This is a genomic window from Methanomassiliicoccales archaeon (assembly GCA_035527755.1).
Classification (GTDB): domain Archaea; phylum Thermoplasmatota; class Thermoplasmata; order Methanomassiliicoccales; family UBA472; genus UBA472.
Genome location: DATKZX010000017.1, coordinates 1 through 24,130 on the forward strand (window position 1 = coordinate 1; position 24,130 = coordinate 24,130).

At 57.6% G+C, this 24,130-nt stretch carries 24 protein-coding genes and 2 tRNA genes; 23 read left to right on the plus strand and 3 right to left on the minus strand.

Annotated elements, in window-relative coordinates; genetic code table 11:
* Positions 1-78: 78 nt before the first annotated feature.
* Together VMW85_06105 and VMW85_06110 are read right to left on the minus strand one after the other, a co-directional pair.
* Complete coding sequence (locus VMW85_06105; protein HUT27602.1) at positions 79-675, minus strand: hypothetical protein; 597 nt, start codon at positions 673-675, stop codon at positions 79-81.
* A 47-nt stretch (positions 676-722) separates the two neighbouring features.
* Positions 723-797 (minus strand) — tRNA-Glu (locus VMW85_06110).
* Between the two features lie 96 nt (positions 798-893).
* Between VMW85_06110 and VMW85_06115 the strand changes: the two genes are divergently transcribed.
* Entirely contained in the window at positions 894-1,373 is a 480-nt protein-coding gene (locus tag VMW85_06115; GenBank protein HUT27603.1) for a hypothetical protein, read from the plus strand.
* On the opposite strand, the gene VMW85_06120 is transcribed toward VMW85_06115, so the two are convergent.
* Positions 1,374-2,177, minus strand: a complete 804-nt coding sequence (locus VMW85_06120) for an NAD+ synthase (GenBank protein ID HUT27604.1) — start codon at positions 2,175-2,177, stop codon at positions 1,374-1,376.
* A 76-nt stretch (positions 2,178-2,253) separates the two neighbouring features.
* On the opposite strand from VMW85_06120, the gene VMW85_06125 reads away from it, so the two are divergent.
* The 22 genes from VMW85_06125 (at position 2,254) to VMW85_06230 (ending at position 24,056) form a co-directional block, all read left to right on the plus strand.
* Positions 2,254-3,030, plus strand: a complete 777-nt coding sequence (locus tag VMW85_06125; protein HUT27605.1) for a carbon-nitrogen hydrolase family protein — start codon at positions 2,254-2,256, stop codon at positions 3,028-3,030.
* Between the two features lie 51 nt (positions 3,031-3,081).
* Positions 3,082-4,293, plus strand: a complete 1,212-nt coding sequence (locus VMW85_06130; GenBank protein ID HUT27606.1) for a cation:proton antiporter — start codon at positions 3,082-3,084, stop codon at positions 4,291-4,293.
* Entirely contained in the window at positions 4,290-5,633 is a 1,344-nt protein-coding gene (locus VMW85_06135; GenBank protein ID HUT27607.1) for an NAD-binding protein, read from the plus strand. The genes VMW85_06130 and VMW85_06135 overlap by 4 nt, the downstream gene beginning before the upstream one ends.
* Positions 5,634-5,676: 43 nt before the next feature.
* Positions 5,677-5,777, plus strand: a tRNA-Ser gene (locus VMW85_06140).
* A gap of 122 nt (positions 5,778-5,899) precedes the next feature.
* Complete coding sequence (locus tag VMW85_06145; GenBank protein HUT27608.1) at positions 5,900-6,397, plus strand: hypothetical protein; 498 nt, start codon at positions 5,900-5,902, stop codon at positions 6,395-6,397.
* A gap of 1 nt (position 6,398) precedes the next feature.
* Positions 6,399-7,418, plus strand: coding sequence for a homoserine dehydrogenase (locus tag VMW85_06150; protein HUT27609.1), 1,020 nt, complete (start codon positions 6,399-6,401; stop codon positions 7,416-7,418).
* Between the two features lie 77 nt (positions 7,419-7,495).
* On the plus strand, positions 7,496-9,085 hold the full coding sequence (cimA, locus tag VMW85_06155) for a citramalate synthase (GenBank protein ID HUT27610.1): 1,590 nt from the start codon (positions 7,496-7,498) through the stop codon (positions 9,083-9,085).
* A gap of 15 nt (positions 9,086-9,100) precedes the next feature.
* The gene (locus VMW85_06160) at positions 9,101-10,036 is read left to right on the plus strand and encodes a hypothetical protein (GenBank protein HUT27611.1); all 936 of its coding nucleotides are present in this window, start codon (positions 9,101-9,103) and stop codon (positions 10,034-10,036) included.
* A gap of 43 nt (positions 10,037-10,079) precedes the next feature.
* On the plus strand, positions 10,080-10,553 hold the full coding sequence (locus VMW85_06165) for a hypothetical protein (protein ID HUT27612.1): 474 nt from the start codon (positions 10,080-10,082) through the stop codon (positions 10,551-10,553).
* Positions 10,550-11,656 carry a hypothetical protein gene (locus tag VMW85_06170; protein HUT27613.1) on the plus strand — a complete coding sequence of 369 codons (1,107 nt, stop codon included), beginning with the start codon at positions 10,550-10,552 and terminating at the stop codon, positions 11,654-11,656. Before VMW85_06165 ends, VMW85_06170 begins: the two co-directional genes overlap by 4 nt.
* A gap of 592 nt (positions 11,657-12,248) precedes the next feature.
* A complete protein-coding gene (locus VMW85_06175) occupies positions 12,249-12,764 on the plus strand; it encodes a 50S ribosomal protein L16 (protein HUT27614.1) in 516 nt (171 codons plus the stop codon).
* A gap of 88 nt (positions 12,765-12,852) precedes the next feature.
* Positions 12,853-14,124 (plus strand): cation:proton antiporter, encoded by a 1,272-nt coding sequence (locus tag VMW85_06180; protein HUT27615.1) that lies wholly within the window; start codon positions 12,853-12,855, stop codon positions 14,122-14,124.
* A complete protein-coding gene (gene dph2 / locus VMW85_06185) occupies positions 14,121-15,116 on the plus strand; it encodes a diphthamide biosynthesis enzyme Dph2 (GenBank protein HUT27616.1) in 996 nt (331 codons plus the stop codon). The genes VMW85_06180 and dph2 overlap by 4 nt, the downstream gene beginning before the upstream one ends.
* A 19-nt stretch (positions 15,117-15,135) precedes the next feature.
* Positions 15,136-16,764, plus strand: a complete 1,629-nt coding sequence (locus tag VMW85_06190) for a hypothetical protein (protein HUT27617.1) — start codon at positions 15,136-15,138, stop codon at positions 16,762-16,764.
* A 74-nt stretch (positions 16,765-16,838) separates the two neighbouring features.
* Positions 16,839-17,600, plus strand: a complete 762-nt coding sequence (gene mtxX / locus VMW85_06195; protein HUT27618.1) for a methanogenesis marker protein Mmp4/MtxX — start codon at positions 16,839-16,841, stop codon at positions 17,598-17,600.
* 38 nt (positions 17,601-17,638) lie between these two features.
* Entirely contained in the window at positions 17,639-18,121 is a 483-nt protein-coding gene (locus VMW85_06200; protein ID HUT27619.1) for a 6-pyruvoyl tetrahydropterin synthase family protein, read from the plus strand.
* Positions 18,118-18,786 carry a 7-cyano-7-deazaguanine synthase QueC gene (queC, locus tag VMW85_06205; GenBank protein ID HUT27620.1) on the plus strand — a complete coding sequence of 223 codons (669 nt, stop codon included), beginning with the start codon at positions 18,118-18,120 and terminating at the stop codon, positions 18,784-18,786. Before VMW85_06200 ends, queC begins: the two co-directional genes overlap by 4 nt.
* Position 18,787: 1 nt before the next feature.
* Positions 18,788-19,417 carry a radical SAM protein gene (locus VMW85_06210; GenBank protein HUT27621.1) on the plus strand — a complete coding sequence of 210 codons (630 nt, stop codon included), beginning with the start codon at positions 18,788-18,790 and terminating at the stop codon, positions 19,415-19,417.
* 158 nt (positions 19,418-19,575) lie between these two features.
* The gene (locus tag VMW85_06215) at positions 19,576-21,177 is read left to right on the plus strand and encodes a 2-isopropylmalate synthase (protein HUT27622.1); all 1,602 of its coding nucleotides are present in this window, start codon (positions 19,576-19,578) and stop codon (positions 21,175-21,177) included.
* Positions 21,178-21,188: 11 nt separating this feature from the next.
* Positions 21,189-22,454, plus strand: a complete 1,266-nt coding sequence (locus VMW85_06220) for a 3-isopropylmalate dehydratase large subunit (protein ID HUT27623.1) — start codon at positions 21,189-21,191, stop codon at positions 22,452-22,454.
* Position 22,455: 1 nt separating this feature from the next.
* Positions 22,456-22,950 (plus strand): 3-isopropylmalate dehydratase small subunit, encoded by a 495-nt coding sequence (locus tag VMW85_06225; protein HUT27624.1) that lies wholly within the window; start codon positions 22,456-22,458, stop codon positions 22,948-22,950.
* On the plus strand, positions 22,938-24,056 hold the full coding sequence (locus tag VMW85_06230) for an isocitrate/isopropylmalate family dehydrogenase (GenBank protein HUT27625.1): 1,119 nt from the start codon (positions 22,938-22,940) through the stop codon (positions 24,054-24,056). Before VMW85_06225 ends, VMW85_06230 begins: the two co-directional genes overlap by 13 nt.
* The last annotated feature ends 74 nt before the right edge of the window (positions 24,057-24,130 follow it).

Below are 24,130 nucleotides of genomic sequence, written 5' to 3' on the forward strand. Positions count from 1 at the left end.
TTGAACTGTTTCAGCATGTCGGCCATTTGCTCGTCAAGAACGATCTTGACCGCGGCCATCTCCGATCGCTGCACAGACCTAGCGCACATTCTTCCACCAGAACAGCTCATCTTGATCCCTGGTCACCAACCCCACGTCCAACAGGAACAACATGGCCTTGTTCCAGTTCTGTAGGACCTCCGCGTTGTCCACGTCGATCTTCATGGAGCTCCATATGTCCGTGTAGTGCCACCCTTCCTTCGAACGGGAGCGGAAGGTCTGTATCAGGTTTCTGACCATTGGAAAGTCTAGGCTGCCTTCTTTGGCGCTCATATAATCGCTTGACAGACGCGAAAGCTCGACCTCCTGTTGGTGGAAGGCGAGGTTCAAAGTTTCGAATCGCAATGTTAAGGCTGATAAATTTCTTTCTAGCATTTTGGCCTTTTCTTCCAGGAGCGCTGCGGGCATGGTCACCTTCTGCACGCCCTGCCGATGCTGCTCCACGACCTCTAAAATGTACTTTGACAGCGGCATGCCAGACGATTCCGCCGCCTCCTTCCATTGCTGCAACAGCTCGGTGGTAGGCAGATAGACGTCCACCTTCCGCTGCCGGATGGTCTCGGTCTTGCCCTGGTTGGGGCGGCCGGACGGCTTCCTGTCTGACGATTTGTCTGACACTTTCACCCGGTCGTCCATGATGCGAAAAAGACGGCTGGCTATTTAATTATTTACTGGTAAAAAAGTGCTCCCGTCGGGATTTGAACCCGAGTCGAAGCCTCGAGAGGGCTTCATGATTGGCCGGACTACACTACGGGAGCGTGTAGGCTCCCCAATTAAATGGCCGTAATTAAAGCTTACGGATGCTGAAGGGGGCACAATCAATAATTATCCTCTATCCACTATCATCCACGTTCATGGATTTCGATCATAATCGTAGGCCGGCTCTCGTCAACCTGATATTATGGGTGATGGCAGCCGTTTGGTTGCTGGTACTGCTATCGTTCCTACCTGAGGAGCGATCGCTTTTCGTTCTGTCGATAGGTGGGGTGCTGGCGGTGACATTATTGGTGATCGGCGTCTCTCCCTTGTTGACCCCGCACGAGATCGTGGACAAGAAGATAATCATACGTCAGGGATGGCATTCATGGATGGTCGTTCCAGTGGACCAGGTTGACCGCATACAAAGAATGGAGAAGATCGATGTGAAGGAAGGAATTCTCCTCGACGCTTTCAACAAGACCCTGGTACTGACCGGTAGCAAGGTCAACGGTATACGATTGGAGCTCAAGGGGGAGGTGCGGGTGCCTTCAGCTTTCTGGAAGAGGGTCAAGGTCGTCATCTTCGATGTGGACGATCCCGAACGCTTCATCGCCGAGGTCGGCAAGGCGCTGTGATCATTCCCGCCAGTCGCAACCTACGGTCCTCAGTCCCAGCTTGGGGATGAGCGGCATTCGGCGCTTGTGCCGGGAGCTGGCGTTCTTCTCGAAGACCATTTCCACCAAGGCCATAGGCACACCGGTCCTCTTCGAGATCACGCCCAATGATGTCTGCTCTTCCAGTCCAGAGAGCACCAGGTCCAGGTCGTCATAGGAGATGCCCATCTCCGACTCGTCCGTCTGCCCTTCCCATAGACCGGCCGAAGGCTCTTTTTCAATGACGCTCTCCGGCACACCTATCGATCGGGCGAGCTCCCTTACCTCGGTCTTGTACAGATCTCCGATGGGCAGGAGGTCGGCCCCGCCGTCCCCCCACTTGGTGAAGTAGCCCATTAGCAGTTCGGACTTGTTGCCCGTTCCAATGACCAGACGAGAATCCAGATTGGCATGGGCGTATAGGATGGCCATGCGGATGCGGGCCATGAGATTCCCGGCCACCTCCTTGCACTCCGATCCCGGCATGATCAGGTTATAGCTCTTGAGCAGAGGACCGATATCGTAGACCAGCAGGGTCGTTCCCCAATCCTTGCTCATCCGCCGCACGTCCTCCAGGTCCTGCTCCGGAGTGGTCGGCGAAGGCAAGAACACGTTCAGCACTTTCTCTGGGCCGAGCACGTCGACGCAGAGCTTGGTGACGACCGCTGAGTCTATGCCGCCAGAGAGACCGACCACGACACCAGTGGCCTTGGAATCGCTCATATGGGCCCGTATGAATTCACCGATGGCCTCCACGGTCAGTTCCTTAAGTTGCGGTGGCATCATTAAGGATAATGCCATCCCGTTTAATAATTCTCTTTCCGGCAAAGGTTGAATAACGTTCCCCTCAATCACACACTTCATGCGATTGGCCCTTTGCCAACTGAGAAGTGCCCTGGGGGATAAGGAGAGCAACTTGGAGCGTATGCGTCTGGCGGTCGAGGAAACCGACGCCGACCTGTTCCTCTTCCCGGAGATGGGCGTCACCGGTTACATGGTCCGTGACCGCTTCATGACACTGGCGGAGGACATCGACGGAGAGAGCGTATCCTACCTGGGGGAGCTTTCGGACCGCACGGGCAAGGCCATGGTCTTCGGCATGCCGCTCAACGACTCGGAATATCCGGGGCTGGTCACGAACAGCGCAGTGATGGTGACCCCTGACGGAAGGGTGCAGAGGTACGATAAGATGCACCCGGCGAACTTCGGTCCTTTCGAGGAAGGCCTATATTTCAAACCTGGAAAGATCCCCGAGATGTTCCAGTTCAGGGGAAAGGGGGTCGGTGTCTGCATATGCTATGATATCTTCTTCCCGGAGATATGCAAAGCATACGCCATGCAGGGTGCTGACCTGCTCCTGTGCTTGTCGGCCTCACCGATGACCTCCCGTTCGTCGTTCGAGAGATTGATACCGGCACGGGCGGTGGAGAACACTTACCCTGTGGCCTACGTGAACAACGTAGGAGCTCAACTGAACATGGTGTTCTTCGGGGGTAGCCAAGCCTACGACGCCCGCGGACGATTATTGGGCAAGCTCCCCTATCTGAGGGAGGCGGTGGCGGTGGTCGACATCGATTCCCAGCAGACGACGGTGGCCCGCCGCTCTCGACCGACGATACGTGATACTCATCTGGGTTAGGGATCAGGGGCAAAATTTCTTAAGCCCCCAATGGGTTAGTCCGGATTGTAAATGGATGAGTACGTCTCGTTGTTGGTGGTCACCGTCTTGGCCTTCGTGACGCCGCTGCTCTTCAGCAGGACACGGGTCCCGGTGGTGGTGGCCGAGATATTGGTAGGTCTCGGGGTGGGATTGATCGCCTTCCTAGGGTACAGGCTCACGGGCGTCCAGATACTGGAATCCGGGGTCACGGTCGAGGTCCTGGCCGGAATAGGTTTCATCTTCCTGATGTTCCTGAGCGGACTGGAGATCGATTTCGGCAAACTGGAGAGAGGGGGACGCTGGACCATCATCAAGTCCGTGGCCATGCTGCTGATTACCATGCTGTTGACCTATGGTCTGATCACCCTGGTCGATTCATTGATCGGACTGAACATCGACCCGTTCTACATGGCATTGATCCTGAGCACCACATCGGTGGCGGTGGTCCTATCCATCGTTCGGGAGATGCGTATCTCCCGGACGGCACCCGGACAGCTGATCATGGTCTCAGCCCTGGTGGCCGATGTGCTGACCATGATCGTCATCGCCGCCTACACCATCAACATTCAGGTCATCGCCTCCCAGGACTTCTTCTATGGAGTGGAGGCCATGGGCATCGTGGTCCTGATCATCGTATCCTTCTATCTGACGTTCAAGCTGGGCTCATGGGCCATGTGGCATTATCCTGAGGTATTGCAAAGGTTCTTCAAACTGGACGACCCGCACGAGCTGGGGGTCCGGGGATCGTTGGCCATCATCTTTACTTTCGTCGCTTTGTCCACGGTCATCCAGTCCGAGGCACTGGCGGTGCTGGGGGCCTTCCTGGCCGGAGCGGTGATCTCCCTACTGTTCCAGGAGGGCGCCATGCTGGGCAAGAAGCTCTTCGGGGTGGGATACGGTTTCCTGGTGCCGGTCTTCTTCATCAATATCGGCATCTCCTTCGATTTCGAGGCCATACTGTCTCCCACAGTCCTTCTGATACCGGTACTGTTCCTCATAGCCGCGGTGGCCAAGATACTCCCGGCCATGTTGATCATGAGGTCGGGTGACCTCAAGCAGGATATGGCCACGGGGGTCCTGTTGACCGGAGGGCTGACCCTGATGATCGCCGCCGCCCAGATAGGTCTATCATTGGACATAATCTCTAATTCGGAAAGAGGTATGATCATCCTGCTGGCGGTCATCTTCTCGGCCACAATGCCCATCATCTTCAAGTATCTCTACAAGACCGAGGTGAAATGATGCGAACCATCATCGTGGGCGGAGGGCGCATCGGTAAGTTCATCTCCAAGGACCTGGACGATTTCGTAATAATCGAAAAGGAAAGGATCAGGGCGGAGAACCTGGCCAGAGAGGTCGGGGAAGAACATGTCATCGTTGGCGATGGGGAGGACCCCCAGGTGCTGGAGAAAGCTGGAGCTAAGCATGCCGATGCACTATTGGCCATAACCAACCAGGACCGTACCAATCTGAAGGTGGCCCTGGCCGCCAAGGCCATGGGCATCCCGCGGGTCATTGCGCGCTGTGATGACCCGGCATATATCGATACTATGCACTCCGAGGGGGTGGAGAGCGTCATCTGCCCTGCCCAAACCGCCAGTCGAATGATCCATTCCACCCTGTTCCACGATGTGCAGGAGATAGCCTCCATCCACGTGACCAAAGGGTCCCTGCTCGACGGTACACGTTTGGGAGACGTTGGAAGCCTGGCCAAGACCCGGGTACTGGGGGTCATACGTAAGAACGATGTCCTGAAGCCTGACCCTGACCTGGCAGTTAAGTCCGGAGACGAGGTACTGCTATGCAGCCTGGGGGGCATGAGCCCGGAGCTCCGTCAACTGATGGCGCGAGAGACCACCGGCCTTTTACCCTTCTCCGAGATCGTGGTAATGATCGGGGACGAGGCCATGATCGAAACGGTCGGGGACGAGAGCCTGTATCTCGCCGCGCACCTGGGGAAGATACCGGTGGAGGTGCACTATCCGGCCGATGAGCCGCCTCAACGCTTGCAGGACCTGGCTCAGATATGGGGCGTACCCGTGGAGCATTTCTCAATGAAGAGCGGGGTGGAGACCGGCTTCACCTGCATCCTTTTCCGAAAGATGCAGAAGAACTCCCTGGTGGCCGTTGGTCCAGGGGAGATCACCAACAAGCGCTCTTTCAAACAATGCGACCTCATGAAGATGTTGGAACGTGACAAGGTTCCAGTGCTGATCTGTCGGCGGAAGATCCCTTACACCAAGATATTGGCGGTCTACGACGGTTCGGAGGACTCCATGGACCTGGCCGAGGCCGTCTTGAAGATCGCTCTTCACACTGGCTCAAGCCTCCACATCCTGGACATCAGCGAACAGGAGGGCAATATCCTGGACCTAGAGCATCTCAAGCGTTTGGGCAGGAGCAGGGACATAGAGGTCAAACAACTATCCATCGAGGGCAACCCCACCCTGGACCTGGTGGCCCTGGTGACCGGTGGGGGATACAGCATGCTGGCCATACGTTGGAGCTGTTCCAATGTGCGCAAGGACATCCTGAGGAAGGTGATCGCAGACTCGGCCCTCAGCGTTCTCCTGGTCAGATGAACGCAATAGTTTTAAATGACCCCACGATTATGAGCGCAGAAGTGCCGAGGTGGCCCAGACCGGTAAGGCGCGAGCCTGGAAACTTTCCGCCAGCTAGCTCGTGGCGGCAACGCCTCGGGAGTTCAAATCTCCCCCTCGGCGCCATCTTTTCATCCAGATGATTTTTTGGTGGGCATCGCGCATTGAAAGGATTAGATAATCGAACCCTTATATGTGGCCGGGTGCCGCTAAATGGCAAAGCGCCCACTCGATATGGAGATGGCCAGATGCGGGTCAATGTGGATCTACGTTTGAAGGACAAACCCGGGCAGTTGATCAAGGCCCTGGAACCGATATCGCTCAACGAAGGTAACATAGTGGGGGTCATTCACGACCATGAGCAGGTGACCGGAGGAAGGATATCGGTCAACCTGACCTTCGAAGCTCGGGACCAGCATTCCTTGGACGCCATCTTCGCCATGTGGAAGGAGAGGGGCGTGGAGGTGGCCAAGATGGGTGAGATATACCGAACGTACTGCGCAGAATACCTGCTGGTCGGGGACCTCACCCAATCGACCTTACGTTCTATCACTGAGAACATCGAGAAGATCGACGGCATAGATTCCATCGATCTGCAGTATTCACTTTCCACCAGCACCGAAAACAAGTCCGTGCTCTTATTGGTCAACGTTAGGGAGAAGAACAAAGTGACGGAGATCGACAACTTCCTCAAAGGGCGTAGCAAGCGCAACAACTTCCTCCTCGTTCGCGGGATGGGGGTGTGACATGCGCCTAGCTCTCGTTGGATTCGGCACCGTCGGCCAAGGTTTGGCCGAGGCATTGGCTATGAAGAAGGAGATGCTCAACGACCACTTTCACGCCGATCTGCAAATTGTGGCCGCGTTCGATTCCCGAACCTACGCCTATGACCCCAAAGGCCTGGACCCGCTGGCACTGGTGGCCAGTAAGGTAGCCGGAAAGGGATTGGGCAAGGTCCAGAAGAAGAGCGCCTCGGAAACGCTGAACGATCTTGATTATGACGTACTTGTGGAGATGACCCCCACCAACATCCTGGACGCGGAGCCTGGTTACACCAACATAAGCACCGCTTTGAAGGCTGGCAAGGACGTGGTCACCTCCAACAAGGGGCCGCTCGCCCTAAAGTACCGCGCACTGGACAATTTGGCCAAGAAGAACAACGTTGAACTGCGCTTCGAGGCCACCGTTGGCGGGGCCACTCCCATAATCAACCTGTCCCGGGAATTGCTAATGGCCGAGAAGGTCGAGTCCATGAAGGGCATCCTCAACGGCACCTGCAATTTCATCCTCAGCCGCATGGGCGAGGAAGGATTGCCGTTCGAGTACGTGCTGAAGGAGGCTCAGGAGATGGGGTACGCGGAGACGGACCCCAGCTACGACATCGACGGCATAGACAGCGCCAGCAAGCTTGCGATACTGGCCAACGCCATGATGGGTCTTGATGTGACGTATAACGACGTGCGCAGGACGGGCATTCGCCAGATCACCCAGGAAGCGGTCGACCTGGCGGCAAAGGAGAAGAAGGTCATCAGGCTGATAGGCGAGGTGAACGGCAACGGGATCGAGGTCTCCCCTCGCATGGTGCAGTTAGGTCACCCGTTGGCCATATCCGGAACGCTGAACGTACTTCACATACACACCGACCTGGCCGGGGCCATAACCGTCACGGGCAGAGGGGCCGGAAGGAAGGAGACCGCCAGTGCCATCATGAGCGATCTGGTCGGTCTTCTTAAGAGAAACGCCTGCGTCAACGGCAGGGTTAAATAGGTCGTGCCATGATAAAGCATACCTTACCGGAGGAATCACGATGGTCAAGAAATCAAACTACGGGTGGGATTTATTTATTGCCCACCAGGGCTAGTATCTTTGACACCACTTTACGTGACGGATCCCAGACCGAGGGGGTCTCGTTCTCCACCGAGGACAAACTGGAGATCCTCGATCGCCTGGACGCTTTTGGCATCGACTTCATCGAAGGCGGATACCCCGGATCGAACCCCAAGGACAAGGCGTTCTTCAAAGCGGCCAAGAGCGTCAAGCTGAAGAACGGTAAGCTGGTGGCCTTCGGTTCCACTCACAGACCGGGACATTCACCGGAACAGGACCAGAACCTTAAGGCGCTGCTCGACACCGAGACCGAATGGGTCTGCATCTTTGGAAAGTCCTGGGACCTGCACACGGAGAAGGCCTTGCAGGTATCATTGGAGGAGAACCTGAACATCGTTCACGATACCGTGGCCTTCATGAAGGAGAACGGTCGAAGGGTCATCTTCGACGCCGAGCATTTCTTTGATGGCTATAAGAACAATCAAAAGTACGCATTTCAAGTGTTGGATGAGGCGAAGAAGGCCGGGGCGGAATGGTTCTGTCTCTGCGACACCAACGGCGGTGCCTTTCCCAGCGAGGTCTTTCAGATAGTCTCACACGTGCGGCAGGAGATGAAAGTACCGTTGGGCATACACGCTCATAACGACGGCGAGCTGGCGGTCGGCAATTCGTTGGCGGCGGTGGAGGCCGGCGCCTCCATGGTACAAGGGACGATGAACGGTCTGGGCGAGAGATGCGGCAACGCCAATCTCTGTTCGGTGATACCGAACCTCATGCTGAAGATGGGCGTGCAGACCGGAGTGCAGCACCTGGACCGACTGACCGGTCTGGCCAACTTCGTGGCCGAGATGGCCAACATCGCACCGAACCCCCGCGCACCCTACGTGGGCAGGAGCGCCTTCGCTCATAAGGGGGGGATACACGTCAGCGCGGTTCTGAAGGATTCCCGGACGTACGAGCATGTGGACCCCGCGCTCATAGGGAATCTGCGCCGTATACTCGTCTCCGAGCTTTCCGGAGTATCGAACATCATGGCCAAGGCCGAGGAGCTGGGCATCGACACCGAGAGGGACGGCGGGCGTTCCATCCTGGAGAAGATGAAGGCGCTGGAGGCACAGGGCTTCCAGTATGAGGCGGCGGATGCCAGCCTGGAACTGTTGATCCGCAAGCTCAAGGGACAGAACACCTCCCCGTTCCGATTGGACGGGTTCCGCACGTTCATGGACGTCACCGGAGACGTCATGACCTCAGAGGCGTCGGTCAGGGTCGTGGATTCGGACGGAACGCTGGAACATACCGCCGCGAACGGTAACGGCCCGGTGAACGCTTTGGACCGAGCTCTGCGCAAGGCGCTGGAACGCTTCTACCCGGTGCTGAAAGAGATGCGCCTGATAGATTACAAGGTCAGGGTGATCGACGGTAAGGAAGCCACCGCGGCCAAGGTGCGGGTCCTCATCAGCTCAACGGACGGTACGCAGACATGGACCACGATAGGCGTGTCCGAGAACATCATCGAGGCGTCGCTGATGGCCCTCATCGACAGCATCGAATACAAGCTGATGAAGGCCGGTATCAGCGGCAACGACGTTACCTTGAACTGCGAGTAAGTGGTACCGTCGATCATGAGCTACCCGGTAAGGCTGATCGCTCCCGAGGAGAAGGACGTTCTTTACGAGAAATATTCCTCCTGCAACTTCCACACCTCTAAAGCGGACATCAATGGTGTGTGCCTCAAACTGTACACCATGGACGACGCCACCAAGGGCATGTGGGAGGACAACTTCTACGCCATGTCCGAGACGGTACGCTCACACGGCCGGGTCATCTGCCTGGACGATCCATCGCATCCGTTGGAGGTATTGTACGAACCAACGGCCAAGACCGCCTTCCTCTTCAACTTCGATTACTATGGCTGGGTGAAGAGCGTCGCGCTGGCCGTCGCCGGCGACGTGCTGGAGGATGAACATCAGATCTATTCGGTGCACGGGGCTGCCCTGGACATCGATGGAAAGGGCATAACGCTCATCGCCCCGTCGAAAACAGGCAAGACAACCCACTCCTGGGGGCTATTGCGCAGCAAGGCCGCCAGGTTGGTGACCGACGATTGGTATTTCGTCCGCCTATCGGACCGCCGCCCCATGGCCTTCGCATCGGAAAAGAACTGCTACATCGATGCGGACATCGGCACGATATGGGATGAATATCGCGATCTGGTCGAGAAGGCCAAGTTCGACAACAAGCAGCGGGCGGTGGTCAACGTGCGCTGGGTGGCCGGAAAGGGTTCCGTGATCCCCATGACCACCATACATGAGGTGGTCCTGCTGCGCCGGGACCGCAGCGATCCTGAGCAAGTACGGGAGCTTTCCCCGGACGAGGCTTGGGAGTACCTGGTGGCCAACGACCTCTGCAACCCGCACCAGATGGTGCGCGACGAGCGCAAGATGCGATTGCGGGAGAGGTTCTTCCGCCAGTTCCTCTCCCAGGCCAAGGTGCACCTGGTGAACACCACCGCTTCGCCGGCGGAGACCCAGGAAGTCATCCGCCGCCTCGTCCAGTAAGGCGGGGAAAGGCTGATTTATCCCGCATCCCCATCCGAAGGATATGACCAAGGTCTTGCTCTCCATGATGGGCCGCAGCGTGTGGGGTCTCTTCAATTCGGTGTGGGCCTCCGTACGGCAGTTCGATTTCCTGCCTGACCATGTATACGTTCTGACGGTAGGGTGCGACACGGCCAAGGCGGCCATTGCCCGGGAGATGCTGCTCATCCTTCTGAGGGAGCACGGTTCCAAGGCGGAGGTCGAACTGGTGAACGTACCTGGCAACGACATAAGGGAGATCGGCCGGGTCGCCGGGGAGATCATAACCCGGGAAAAGGAGCTCGGGAACGAAGTGGCGGTGGACGTGACGCCAGGGACCAAGGGGACGGTGCTCGGTACCGTGCTGGGGGCGGGCAAGGTCAAGGTGGACCACATTTTCTACCTGTACATCGAATCTCTACAGAACGCCTCCCGTCCCTATCTGGAAATACCATTGGAGCTGCAGCATTCCCACGACCTCCTGCAGGAGGTGCGATGATGGATGCGGACAAGGACTTCCTGACCGTCGTGCTGAACGAGGCCCGAATGGCCGGCAAGGGTAACATCGTCGTTCACTCCGACCTGCTTGACCTGGACCTGATGGCGGTCGACCTGGAACGGAAGACGGTGCAGTGGGTGGTCAGGGAGGGTGACTACGACGCCGCCCTGTCCCAGGTGACACGGTCCCTGGGAGAATCGTTGGTGCATGACATGCCCACCTTCCTGGACCTGCGTGAGGCGCTGCAGTCGTCCATGTTCCTTCCCCCTACGAACCTGTCCGAGCTGCTGTCCGAGATCTACAATATGACCGAGAGGAAGAAGGACCCTTACCGATTTCCCAAGCAGATGTGCTTCAGCGTGGATACCAACCTCCTGTACCGTCGACTGTTCTCCCGCCTTCTCCTGGCGGGCTCCGCCTGCGGAGTGCGAAGGTTCGACCCGGAGAAGGTGCAGGTGATCGTTCCCGCCCTGGCGGAAGAGGAGCTGTCCCGACGCGTAGGCCGGAAATACGATCGTCGAGACATGGAGGAACTGAAGAGGGCATTGAAGGACAGGACCGTGGTCGACGACCTGTTCAACTGCCTTTACAAACATGGCCGGAAGGCCATGAACGGACAGACCGAAGTGGCCCTGCTCAAGGAACGATACAACTGCTGGTCCGCGCAAGGCGGCAGGTTCGACGACGACAAGGAACTGAGGGACGACGAGATGCTGCGTTCCCTGGCCGAAGAGGTCTACGAGCAGAAGATGGAGGTGCTCTTCCTGACCAATGATGATAAGACCAGGGCTCACGCCAATGCTCACAAGGTCCCTTCCCTGGTAATCGGCTATCCCTACGATGTCCCTACAAGCCTGACCTATGACCCCTGGCTTTTAACGGAACTGCTGTATGACCTCAGCCTTCTCCATATCTCCATATCTTTGAAGGGGACAGGGGTCAAGGTCCGGGGGGAGTGGATGGGCAAGACCGTGGAGGACTACCGGAACGAGCGTCTGAGGATATGGGCCGCGGAGGACTCGACGATCGGCAAGGTTCTTAGAACGGATCTAAACATCGTCAAAGAGGTCAAAGAACGATTTCCTTGGCGCGAACTACGATAGGACGTCGAATAAAAAAGTGATAGCCATACGTTTTTCGGTGAGAACATTTTTTTCTTTGAAATCCAACTGGTTAACGACCTAAAGACCGGTCAAGTCAGGGGGAATGATTGGAATGAAGCTCAAGCCTGGTTTGGCGATCGAGAGATCAAAACCACTTTCCCGACCCTTTATTTATAAATTATAAAGGAGCCCCCGCAAAACGATTTATGGTGGGGAAGTTGGAGAAGGTCCGCGGGGACTCCCGTTCTACCAATTTGATTTTCGATTATAAAAGGTGTGCGCTAATAGTAACGTATCTGATAAAACTGTCAATGCCAGTATCATTGGGTTCCCGCTGTCCATTCATCATATGGCACTTGTCTCCCCGGTCTATGGGCCGGTAAAGAGACCTAGGTGGTTCGATCGGTGCCGAGGTCCCTCCTCTCGCTTCCCACCGCATCACTTCTATGGGCCGTATAGGAAAAGGTTTTCAAGAAAGAAGCGTTCCTCTTCTGGTGAAGACCTGATGGCTGTCCTCACAATACATCAGCCTTATATAGGAAAATATGAATGTAGCCATCCCGTCGCTATACTTTAGCATAGGTGATATGATATGGCCAGAAAGCCGGCAAGGATGTACAGGAGACTCACGGGACAGGCCTTTACCCGCAGGGAATACATGGGTGGCGTGCCCGCACTGAGGATCAACACTTTCGATCTGGGGATCACCAATGGCGATTTCCCGGTTACCATCAACCTCAAGGTCAAGGAGACATGTCAGATCAGACACACCGCCATGGAGGCTGCCCGTATAGCATGCAACAGGGTGATGTCCAGGACACCCGGTGGTAACTATCACCTGAAGTTCAGGATATATCCTCACCACGTGCTTAGGGAGAACAAGCTAGCCACCGGAGCCGGTGCTGATCGTATCTCCAGCGGTATGAGGAACTCTTACGGCAAGAACGTGGGCACCGCCGCTCGGGTCCATGCCGGACAGATAGTTCTCACCATGAGGATACCCACCTCGAATTTCGCAAGCGCCAAGACGGCGTTGTGGAAGGCATCCCTCAAGCTGCCCACCCCCTGCTTCATTGAGATCGTGAAGGGTGCTGAGCTGGTGAAGTAGAACCCCTTTCCAAAATCCCTTTATCCATTCTCATTTTTTGCTTGCAAGCATTAATTATCCCTAAGCAATTTACACCGAAGGGAAGAACTTGGACGTTGACACCTTATTTCTGGCCGGGGGCGCCATCATCTTCACAGGTTTCATTTCCAACTACCTGTTCAGGCGGTTCAAGGCTCCAGATGTCCTGATACTGATGTTCCTCGGCATGATCATGGGGCCCGGTGCCATCGGTCTCATCTCCAGCGATGTGGCCCAGAACATGGAGGCGGTAACCCCATACGTGGCCTCCCTGGCCCTGGCGGTCATCATGTTCCAAGCTGGAATGGACCTGCACATCGGAGAGGTCGTGAGGTCATTCAAGAGATCGCTAATCCAGACGGTAGTGGCATTCGCCGCCTCCATGTTGGTGACGACCGTGCTCTGTCTAGTGCTTACCGACTGGAACCTTAACACATGCCTTTTGCTGGGGGCGATCCTGGGCGGAACTAGCGGTGCCATAGTCATTCCCATGGTGTCCGGCCTGGGAATATCTAAGTCCGTGAAGATGATCCTGACCTTGGAGTCGGCCATCACTGATGTGCTGGTGATCGTCATCGCCACCTCCATAATCGTGTTCATGAGCCAGGACGGGGCGGACATCACCTCCGGTGTCAGCCTGCTGGTGATATCGTTCTTGGTCTCCATCATGATAGGGGTCATCGCCGGGCTGGTGTGGACGCGCGTGCTCCTGCGTCTGAGCGCCCAACCATTCTCCTACATGATCACCATCGCCGCCATGTTGCTGGTGTTCGCCATCACGAACTTCCTGGTCGATAAGGCCGGTGGCGGAGCCATCGCGGTACTGGTCTTCGGTCTGACCCTCGGCAACCGAAGCGAGTTTGTCCGCATATTGAAGATCAAGGAGGAATGCTATTCCCTGGAGGACAAGGTCAAACGTTTCCACGATGAGATATCGTTCCTGATACGCACGTTCTTCTTCGTCTACCTGGGATTGGTGGTGACCACCATCGCCTTCACCGCATGGTACATACTATTGAGCCTCATCATATTCCTAGGCCTGCTCGTCGCCCGCTATATCTCCATGAGGCTGGCCGATAACTGCATCGGGCTGGACGACAGGGACCAGATGGGCCTTTTCTACATGATGCCCCGTGGCCTGGCCGCTGCGGTCATGGCCTCCATCCCCTTCTCCTATCCATCGGTGTTCAGTGAGGTCACTGCCGGTTCCATTCTTGGCGTCACGGTCATGGTGGTCCTGCTCACTACCGCATTGGCATCGGTGGGCGCCTTCTACCTGGAACTGCACATAAGACGTCAGAACAAGAACGGCAATGGGCAGAGGGCAGGGGGCAGAACATGATGGACCTTCAGACCGAAAAGGCCGTCGAGGAGATCAGGAAGCGCGGGGCGGTCGTGGTCGGATTGCAGATGCCCGAGGGCCTAAAGGTCCGAGCGAGGGAGATGGCCAGAGAGCTGGAGGAGGCCACCGGTTGCGAGGTGGTGATCGTCGGTGACCCTTGCTATGGAGCATGCGACCTGAGGTCGTTCGAGGGAATGGACCTGCTGGTACACGTCGGTCATGCACCGATACCCGACCTGACGCCAAAGGTCCCCACGGTGTTCCTGGAGGTGCGAATGGACTTCGACGTTCGCACGGGATTGCAGGGCGCAATGGACCGAATCGCCTCCAAGGTGGGGTTGGTAGCCACCGCGCAGCATCTGCATCTTCTCCCTTCGATCGAAAAGATGCTTACCGAGAACGGCCGTGAAGTGCATATCGGAAAGGGAGATGCCCGGACGGCCTCTCCGGGTCAGGTGCTGGGATGCAACGTCAGCTCCGCTCATGCCGTGGAAGGTTCGGTGGAGCAGTTCATCTTCATAGGTAGCGGTTACTTCCACCCCTTGGCGGTGGCGTTAGGCACCGGCAGGCCAGTGCTGTGCCTGGACCCTTACCGGGGAATGGTGGACGACCTGCAGGAGATGAGGGACAAGGTCCTGCGGCAACGCTACGCTGCCATGGCCAAGGCCCAAGAGGCCAAGGACTGGCTGGTGCTGGTGTGCGACCGGTCTGGTCAACGCAGGATGACATTGGCAAGGAAATGCCGCGATATGCTGCGGGAGAGGGGGATGAAGGCAGAGGTCCTTTTACTGAACGAGGTAAGGGCCGAGGCGCTGTTGCCCTATCGGGCGGAGGCGGCGGTGAGCACCGCCTGCCCGCGATTGGCCATCGATGACGGTCCGCACTATCCGATACCGCTCCTCACCCCCTGGGAGCTGGAGATGGTACTGGGGGTTCGGAAAATGGACGATTATCGCCTGGACCAGATACTGGAAGGGGACACACCATGCTAAATCTAATATGAGAAGCGGAATGAAGGTGTCCGTGCCCGATGGTTCTAGGAACGGCGCGAAATTGAGAGCGGATATCAAAACATATCTGTCCAAGGGGATCGACGACCATCAGACCGATCACCTCAAATTACTGGGAAACGAAGTCTCCCGTTCTCGCTCCTCGCCGATATACGGGGAGGGCTACGGCGACATCAAGGATTGGGAGGACCTCGACCGACTTCCGGCCATAGGCTACGACAATCTGGACCGCGCCTTCAAGGAACATGGTCTGGAACGTTCCTTGCTGGTCCCGGCGGACCGTTACTATCACACCTCCGGGTATACCGGGGTCTCGAAGCGGATATACTACACCGCCTCGGACGTTGAATGGATGGCGAACAACTACGCACTGTTCGGTCATCTGATCGGGATGCGTCATGCCATGACCGGTTGGAACATCGCCGGCGAGGAACCGCTGGTCTCCGGTCCGACCTTGGCCAGCGCCGGCAAGGTACTGGGGCTCGATATTCTATCCACGCTTCTGGTGCAGGACACCGACCTCCGCCGAGCAGTCTCTAAGGCATCCAAGGTCGATCGGTTCGATATCATGGCCGGCACTCCATTGCTGTTCTACATCATCGGGCGCATGGCGCACGATCCCGATTATCTGCGGTCCATGATCGAGAGGGCGGCGCACAACAACTATCATCTTCCAGGCCCCCTGGCGAAATTGGTCTCCCATCTGATGATGGTCGGCATAGACCTCGAAGATCTGAAACGCAATGTGCGCAATGTGCGTCTGGCCATAACCTACGCCGAGCCTTTGAGCCCCTACCTGAAGGGGCTGGGCGATTACTATCCTCAAATGAAGGCGTACGATGTGCTGGGAAGTACCGAGTGCCCCCTTATCGCCTCGCAATACCGTTTTGCCCAGGAGGGCCTGCAGCTATTCCTTCCGGGGGTGGTGGCGGAGATCGCCGATCCTCGGGACGTGGCAACGTCCAAGAAGAACGGCACGCCACTGAAGGCCGTTCCCTGGCCTGACTGGCGTCCCGGTCTGAAGGGTGAGCTGCTGATCAGTCGTCCCGGCGAATGCCTTCCTTTGATACGATACGCCACCGGGGACCTGATCGAGGTCCTGGACCCGAAATGCTCCACCGACATCATGCTGGACGACGGTCCCTTCGCGGTCATATCCCCTTCCATCAAGGTCATGGGGCGCTCCGTGGACACCCTCGATTTCGAGGCCCAGGATGAAAGCGGCAACTATCTTGGATGCAAGATATACTCCCGTCATATCAACGAGGCGCTGCAGCGTTCGGACAACGTCAGGTGGTGGGAGCTTTTCGACGTGGGGGAACGACCTTCACGATTGGTGTTCGTCATAATCCCGGAGCATTCGGTCGTAGACATGGAGGCCTTCCACAAGGACCTGGAAAGGAGGTTGCTGCACGAATGCAATGACCTGCTCGGAACTCTAAGGATAGGACGTGACCTGGACCGATTGCAGATATTGGTGGCGGAACCGTCGGCCTACGATCACATCCAGGCCGAGATCGAAGCCCGGGCCAAGGCCGGCCGCTCGCTTGGCCAGCTCAAACCCAGGCACATATTCCGATATGAGGATGAAACGGAGTTCCAGAAGATACTGGAAGGTAGGATGCGGTAGGCTAGGCGTCGGGTAGGAAGTGAAATGCCGGGTGATGATGAAATTAATATATCCGAAGGAGGGAATCACCCTTCATGCTTGCCCCTGAGCAAATTTTCATGAGGGCCAGGGATAACCGGGCCCGGGTAGGCATAGGTCTCGGTAACGACGCCCGCAAGGTGAAGGGCACCGCACGTTCGGCGATGAAGAAAGGTTACGCTGAAGTGATCATCTTCGATTCCCCCGATGAAATGATCAAGGCCTTGGCCAAAGGCGAGGTGCAGGCGGCGGTGCGGGGCGATCTCAGCGCCAACGAGACCATGGTGGCGATCAAACGGCAGTTCGGCCTCGAACATATACTGCGGGCGGCCCTGATGCAGCCCAAAGGGGGGAAGATGTTCTTCCTGGCCCCGGTAGGCGTAGACGAGGGTGGGGACATCGAGAGCAAGATGGAGATCATCAGGCTCTCCGCAAAGCTCTTCGCCTCCATCGGGGAGGAGATGCAGGCCGGCGTGCTCTCCGGAGGCCGCATAGGGGACATGGGGAGGAGCGAGGAGGTGGACCGCACCATCCGCGAAGGTTTGGAACTGGAGGCGCTCGCCAAAAGGGAAGGCTATGCCGTGGAGCATTGCCAGATCCTCATAGAGGATGCGGTCAGGACCAAGAATCTGATCGTCGCTCCTAACGGGATAACCGGCAACATCATCTTCCGCACGATGCATCTGGTGGACGGCTGCGTCTCCATGGGCGCTCCCATATTGAACCTGGAACGGATATTCGTGGACACTTCGCGGGCTAAAAGGTGCTACACGGACTCCATCGCCCTGGCCTCGGCCCTGGTCGTCAAGGGAAAATGATTATTGGGTATAACAGACAATTAGGTATTGGTACTGAGATGAGATTGGAGATAGACGGGGAATTCGCTGGGATACGCTTCTCGGCATGTCATTTCATCGCCGGCCACCAAAAGTGCGGCAGGCTTCATGGTCACACGTATGTGGTCAGCCTCAAGCTTCATGGAGAGGTGGGCTCGGACGGCATGATGATGGACTTCATACCGTTGAAGCGGGAGATGAGGGTCATCGCGGACCAACTGGACCATCGGGTGCTCATACCGGCCAACTCCAAGAAGCTCACCATTTCGCAGGGTGAGGAGATCATCATCAGGACAGATGACAAGAAGTACGTCCTGCCCAAGGAGGACGTTGTGCTGCTGCCGACCGAGGAGAGCAGTGCCGAAGAGCTCAGCCGTTTCATACTTACGAAGATCCTGGAACTGGTGAACTTCCCTTCCAACGTGAAAGAGGTGGAGGTAGGGGTGCACGAGGAGCTGGGGCAGAGCGCCTGGGTCAATCAGAGGTTGGAGGGTAGTAAATGAAATCGATATGCTTATTATCGGGCGGACTAGATTCCACAGTGACCATGGCCTACGCGATTCGCGAAGGGTTCGAAGTGACGGCCCTGACCATCAACTACGGGCAGCGCCACAAAAAGGAACTGGAGGCCGCCAAGGCCGTCGCCAAACATTACGGGGTCCCCCATGTCATCATGGAAATACCCCTCACCTCCTTCCATAGCGCCCTGACCGATCCCTCGATACCGGTGCCGGACCGCGCCGCCGATCTAATCGGTTACGATATCCCGGACACCTATGTGCCGGCCAGGAACATCATCTTTCTGAGCGTCGCCGTCGGTATGGCCGAAAGTATCGGTGCAAGCCGCATCTTCATCGGGGCGAACTCCATCGACTATAGTGGCTACCCCGACTGCCGGCCGGAGTTCTTCCTGGCGTTCGAGCAGATGCTGGAGGTTGGCACGAAATCCGGAACACTGGGACATCCAGTGAAGGTGGAGCACCCCATTTTGCGCAGGACCAAGGCCGAGATCGTCAAATTGGGAATGATGCTCGAGGCACCACTGAACCTTACCTGGAGCTGCTACCGCGGTGGAGAGAAGGCCTGCGGGCACTGCGATTCCTGCGTCCTCCGCCTCAAAGGATTCGAGGAGGCCGGTTTCACAGATCCGATCCCCTACGAGGAATAGGATGCTGGTCAACGAGGTGTTCCTCTCCATCCAGGGAGAAGGCCGGACCATGGGGCTGCCGACGGTGTTCGTCCGCCTCACCGGATGCAATCTGAGCTGCCGCTGGTGTGATACGCGCTACGCGAACCAGGAGGGCGAGGAGCTTTCACTGGGACAGGTGCTGGAGAGAACGCTGTCCTTTGATGTGCGTCATATTTGCCTGACCGGAGGGGAGCCGCTATGGAACCCGGGGTCGCATTCTTTGATCGCCGCCCTGCTGGAGAAAGGCAAGCATGTGACCCTGGAGACCAATGGGTCCATCTCATTGGAGGGGCTGCCCGATCATCCGCAGCTCCTGGTCAGCATGGATTACAAATGCCCGTCCTCCGGAGAGGAGGGCAGCATGTGCCTGGGCAATCTGGAACGATTGAGGCCGAAGGACCAGTTGAAGTTCGTGGTCTCAGACCAAAAGGACCTTGAAAGGGCGGAAGCAGTGGTTCGACAATATTGTCCTTGCTGTCCGGTCATATTCACCCCCGTTGGCGGACTATCCCTGGAACCAGTGGTCTCGTTCGTGTTGTCCCGGGGATTGGAGGTGCGGGTGCTGCCCCAACTGCACAAGATCATATGGGGTGAACGCCGCGGGGTGTGAGGCGCGCCAGGGGTTAGCAATAATTAAATAATATGTTTCCGGTTCACATCCCATACATACGAGGTATGATGATGAGCATCAAATTCGTGGACGGATACGTTCTTTTGCGTGCTTAAAGTGGCTCATCGCTTCAACCTCGGATGTGAGAGGTGGTTTTAGTGACCGAACTTCGATCGTCATGTAGTCAGAACTCCAATGCTCGTGGGCCAGAGGCTAACCGGATATTCACCAGTCATTTCAACCGGTTCGCTTTGGACTCGTCCACACCATCTTCAGTGGAGATACTGGACACCACTCTGCGTGACGGAGAGCAGACCCCCGGGGTCGCGCTCTCACTGGAGGATAAAGTACGCATAGCCCAGATGCTGGACGATCTGGGCGTCGACGTCATCGAGGCCGGGTTCCCCCGGACATCCAAGGGGGAGCAGGATGCCATCCGCAAGATCTGCTCGCTGGGCCTGAACGCCAAGATATGCGGACTGGCCAGATGCTCGAAGCAGGACATCGATTCGGCGGTCGACGCCGGTGTCAACTACGTGCACGTCTTCATCGCCACATCCGAATCTCACATGAAGAACAAGCTGAAGATGACCAAGGAGGAGGTGCGCTCCCGCGCCGTAGAGGCGGTGGAGTACGCCAAGTCCCGTGGGGTGATCGTCGAGTTCTCCTGTGAGGACGGCACCCGCACCGAGCTCGAGTTCCTGAAGGAGATGCACATGGCGGTCCAGGAGGCCGGCGTGGACAAGATCAACCTGCCGGACACCGTAGGTACCATGTCACCCGCGGCCATGGAATATCTGGTCTCCGAGGTCATGAGGGTGACCCGCGTGCCGCTATCGACGCACTGTCACGACGATTTCGGAATGGCCACCGCCAATTCGCTGGCAGCGGTGCGAAAAGGCGCGCGCCAGGTCCACGTCTGCGTCAACGGGCTGGGGGAGAGGGCCGGCAACGCCGCCCTGGAAGAGGTGGTCATGGGGCTCCTGGCATTCCTGAACGTACGTACTAACATCGACACCCGGAAACTGGGCATGGCATCCAAGACCGTGGCCCGCCTGACCGGTATGCCGATATCGGACAACAAGGCCATCGTGGGCAACAACGCCTTCGCCCACGAGTCGGGCATCCATGTGCACGGCGTGCTCAAGGACCCCTCCACCTACGAAGCGTTCAGCCCCGAGCTGGTGGGCATGCAGCGCAACATCGTCATGGGCAAGCACACCGGCGCCCACTCGGTCAAGGAGAAGCTTTCCGAGTACGGCATCTCGCTAACCGATAATCTGCTGGCCGACGTGGTCGATAAGATCAAGAGGCTGGCCGAGAGCGGCAAGAACGTGGACGATGCCGAACTCGTGGCGTTAGCGCTGCACATCGCCGGCCGGGTGGATAAGGAGAGGCGTCACGTCAAGCTCAAGGAGTTCACGGTGTTCACCGGCATGAACATCACCCCCACATCCACCGTGGTGGTGGACATCGACGGGGTGCTGACCAGGTCCTCGGACGTTGGTATCGGACCGGTCGATGCCGCCCTGAACGCCATCCGTTCCGCGGTCAGCAAGAACATTTCGCTGACGGAATACCGGCTCAGCGCCATCACCGGGGGCAGCGACGCCCTATGCGAGGTCACGGTCAAGCTCAAGCTGAACGGTGACCAGAAGGTCATGTCGGTGGGCAAGAGCATCGGTTCGGACATAGTCCTCACCAGCGTGGACGCGGCCATGGAGGCCATCGACCGTCTGATGGCCAGGCAAAAACTTTAGGAGTGATAAAATTGAGAACGAGCCATCCCAAGACCATATCGGAAAAGATCTTGTCAATGAAGTCCGGGAAGGACGCCCGGGCAGGTGACATAGTCGAAGCGGAGGTGGACCACGTCATGGTCAACGATGTGACCGGTCCCCTGGCCTTCCAGGAGTTCGAGGCATTGGGCTGCGAACCGGTGCGGGATAAGATCGTGCTCATCCCGGACCACTTCGTGCCCAACAAGGACGTGGCCTCCGCTCAGCAGGCCAAAGAGATGCGGGAGTTCGCCAAGCGCTGGGACATTCGCAACTATTTCGAGGTCGGCCGGGGAGGCGTATGCCACCAGGTCATGCTGGACCACGGCTTCGCCTATCCTGGCGCCCTGGTGGTAGGCGCCGATTCGCATACCTGCACCTACGGCGGAGTGAACGCCTTCTCCACTGGCGTGGGCAGTTCCGAGGCGGCGGCGGTGTTCGCCACCGGGCGTCTCTGGTTCAAGGTGCCGGGGTCCATTCGCATCCTGCTCAAAGGCCGGCCGTCCAAATACGTGGGCGGCAAGGACCTGGTGCTGAAGATCATCAGCGACATCGGCGTTGATGGGGCGACGTATAAGACATTGGAGTTCGGGGGGACCGGCGTGGCGGCGCTGAGCGTGTCCGACCGTCTGTCCGTCTCCAACATGGCCATCGAGGCCGGTGGCAAGGCGGGCATATTCCCCTGTGACGCGGCCACGGTGGCGTACATGAAGACGGTGCGCAAGGAAGGGTTCAAGGCGACCTTCGCCGACGATGGAGCCGTTTACGAACGCACCCTGGAATACGACCTATCCGAACTGGAGAGCATGGTCGCCCTGCCGCACCTGCCTAGCAACGGGAAGCCGGCCAGTGAGGTGGACGTGGAGATCGACCAGGCCTACCTGGGATCCTGCACCAACGGACGGATAGAGGACCTGCGCATAGCCGCCGAGGTCATGCGCGGAAAGAAAGTGCACCCCAACGTCAGGATGATCGTGGTGCCCGCTTCCGTCAAGGTGTTCGAGCAGGCCCTGGACGAGGGGCTGGTCGCCGAGTTCTCCCGCGCCGGGGCCTTCGTCTCCGGCCCCACCTGCGGCGCCTGCCTGGGAGGGCACATGGGGATATTGGCTCCCGGGGAGCGCTGCGTCAGCAGTACCAATCGCAATTTCATTGGCCGAATGGGACATCGTGATTCCAAGGTCTACCTTGCCGGACCGGCAGTGGTGGCCGCCTCGGCCGTCAGGGGAAGGATCACCGTCCCGCAGGACCTGGAGGGCTGAGATGAAGAACGTAAAGGGCAAGGTATGGGCGTTCGGCGACCACGTGGACACGGACCAGATAATTCCAGCTGAACGATTGACCAGTGATAACAACGCGCGCCTGGGCACCTTCGCGTTCGAGAAGGTCCGCCCCGAGATGGCCAAGCAGGTGAAGGAAGGGGATGTCATCGTGGCCGGACGCAACTTCGGCTGCGGCTCCAGCAGGGAGCACGCTCCCCGGGCGCTGCTGCAGATGGGCATCTCCTGCGTGGTCGCTCAGAGCTACGCAAGGATATTCTATCGCAATTGCATTAACACCGGGTTGCTGCCAGTGGAGTGCACGGTGGAGGCCGACGATGGGGACACCCTCTCCGTGGACTTCGATAAGGGCGTGATCGTCAACGAGACCAAGGAGAAGGAATGGAGCTTCGCCCCCTTCCCCGAGTTCGTCCAGGACCTCATCGACAAGGGCGGCCTCATGGCCAAGATCAAGGAGGAAAAGAGATGTTCAAGATAGCGGTACTGCCGGGAGACGGCATAGGTCCGGAAGTGGTGGCCGAGGGGATCAAGGTCCTCGACGTCCTGTCGGAGAACTATTCGGTAGAGTTCGATTACCAGGAGTTCGAGATCAATTCAGAACGTTATCTGCGAACCGGTGACCTGCTCACCGCCAACGACGTGGAGCAGCTGAAAAAGTTCGATACCATCTTCCTGGGCGCCATCGGCGACGAACGGATCAAGCCCGGCGTGCTGGAGAAGGGCATACTGCTGGAGCTGCGTTTCACCTTCGATCAGTACATCAACCACCGCCCCGCCCCGCTGTGGAAGCCCTTCGGACGGTTGAAGCGGGACGTGGACTTCAATATCGACGTGTTCCGAGAGAACACCGAGGATTACTACATAGGCGCTGGTGGGCGGATATCCAACGGCAAAGGGGCCATCGACCTGCGTGTGAAGCGTCATCTCTATGATCTGAAGGCCCGCCTGGAGGTCAACGCCGATGCTGCGGACGATTACGCCTTCGAGATAGGCATGATGTCCCGGCGCAACATCGATCGCTTCGCCGACTTCGTGATCGACAACGTCAAGATGTTCGGCGAGAAGTACCTCACCGTAGTGGACAAGGCCAACGTCTGCAGCAACATCTACGGTCTGTGGAGGGAAGTGTGGACCGAGAAGTGCCGCAGGGCCGGAATCGAACTGGGCTTCATGTACGTGGACGCGATGTCCATGGCCCTGGTCAAGAACCCGGACAAGTTCCGGGTGATCGCCACGCCGAACATGTTCGGCGACATCCTCACCGACATGCTGGCCGAAGTGACCGGAGGGTTGGGGCTTGCGCCAGGAGGCAACATCAACCCCCAGGGCATCTCCATGTTCGAGCCGGTGCACGGCTCCGCCCCCAAGTACCGGGGCATGGACCGCATCAATCCGATAGCCACCATACTGGCGACCAAGATGATGTTGGACAACCTGGGACGCAGGGACCTGGGACAGGTAATAAACGACGGGGTGCGCAACGTTCTCGACCAGGGAATATACACCCAGGACCTGGGCGGAACGGCGAAGACGCACGAGGTCGGTGACGCCGTGGTCGAGGCCATTCGCCGGTCGAAGAAGTAACGACAGGAGGAGGTCCTCAGGTCCTCGTCGAAAAACCCCTTCCGGTATTCCTTTTTTAGTCCTCGATCGAGACC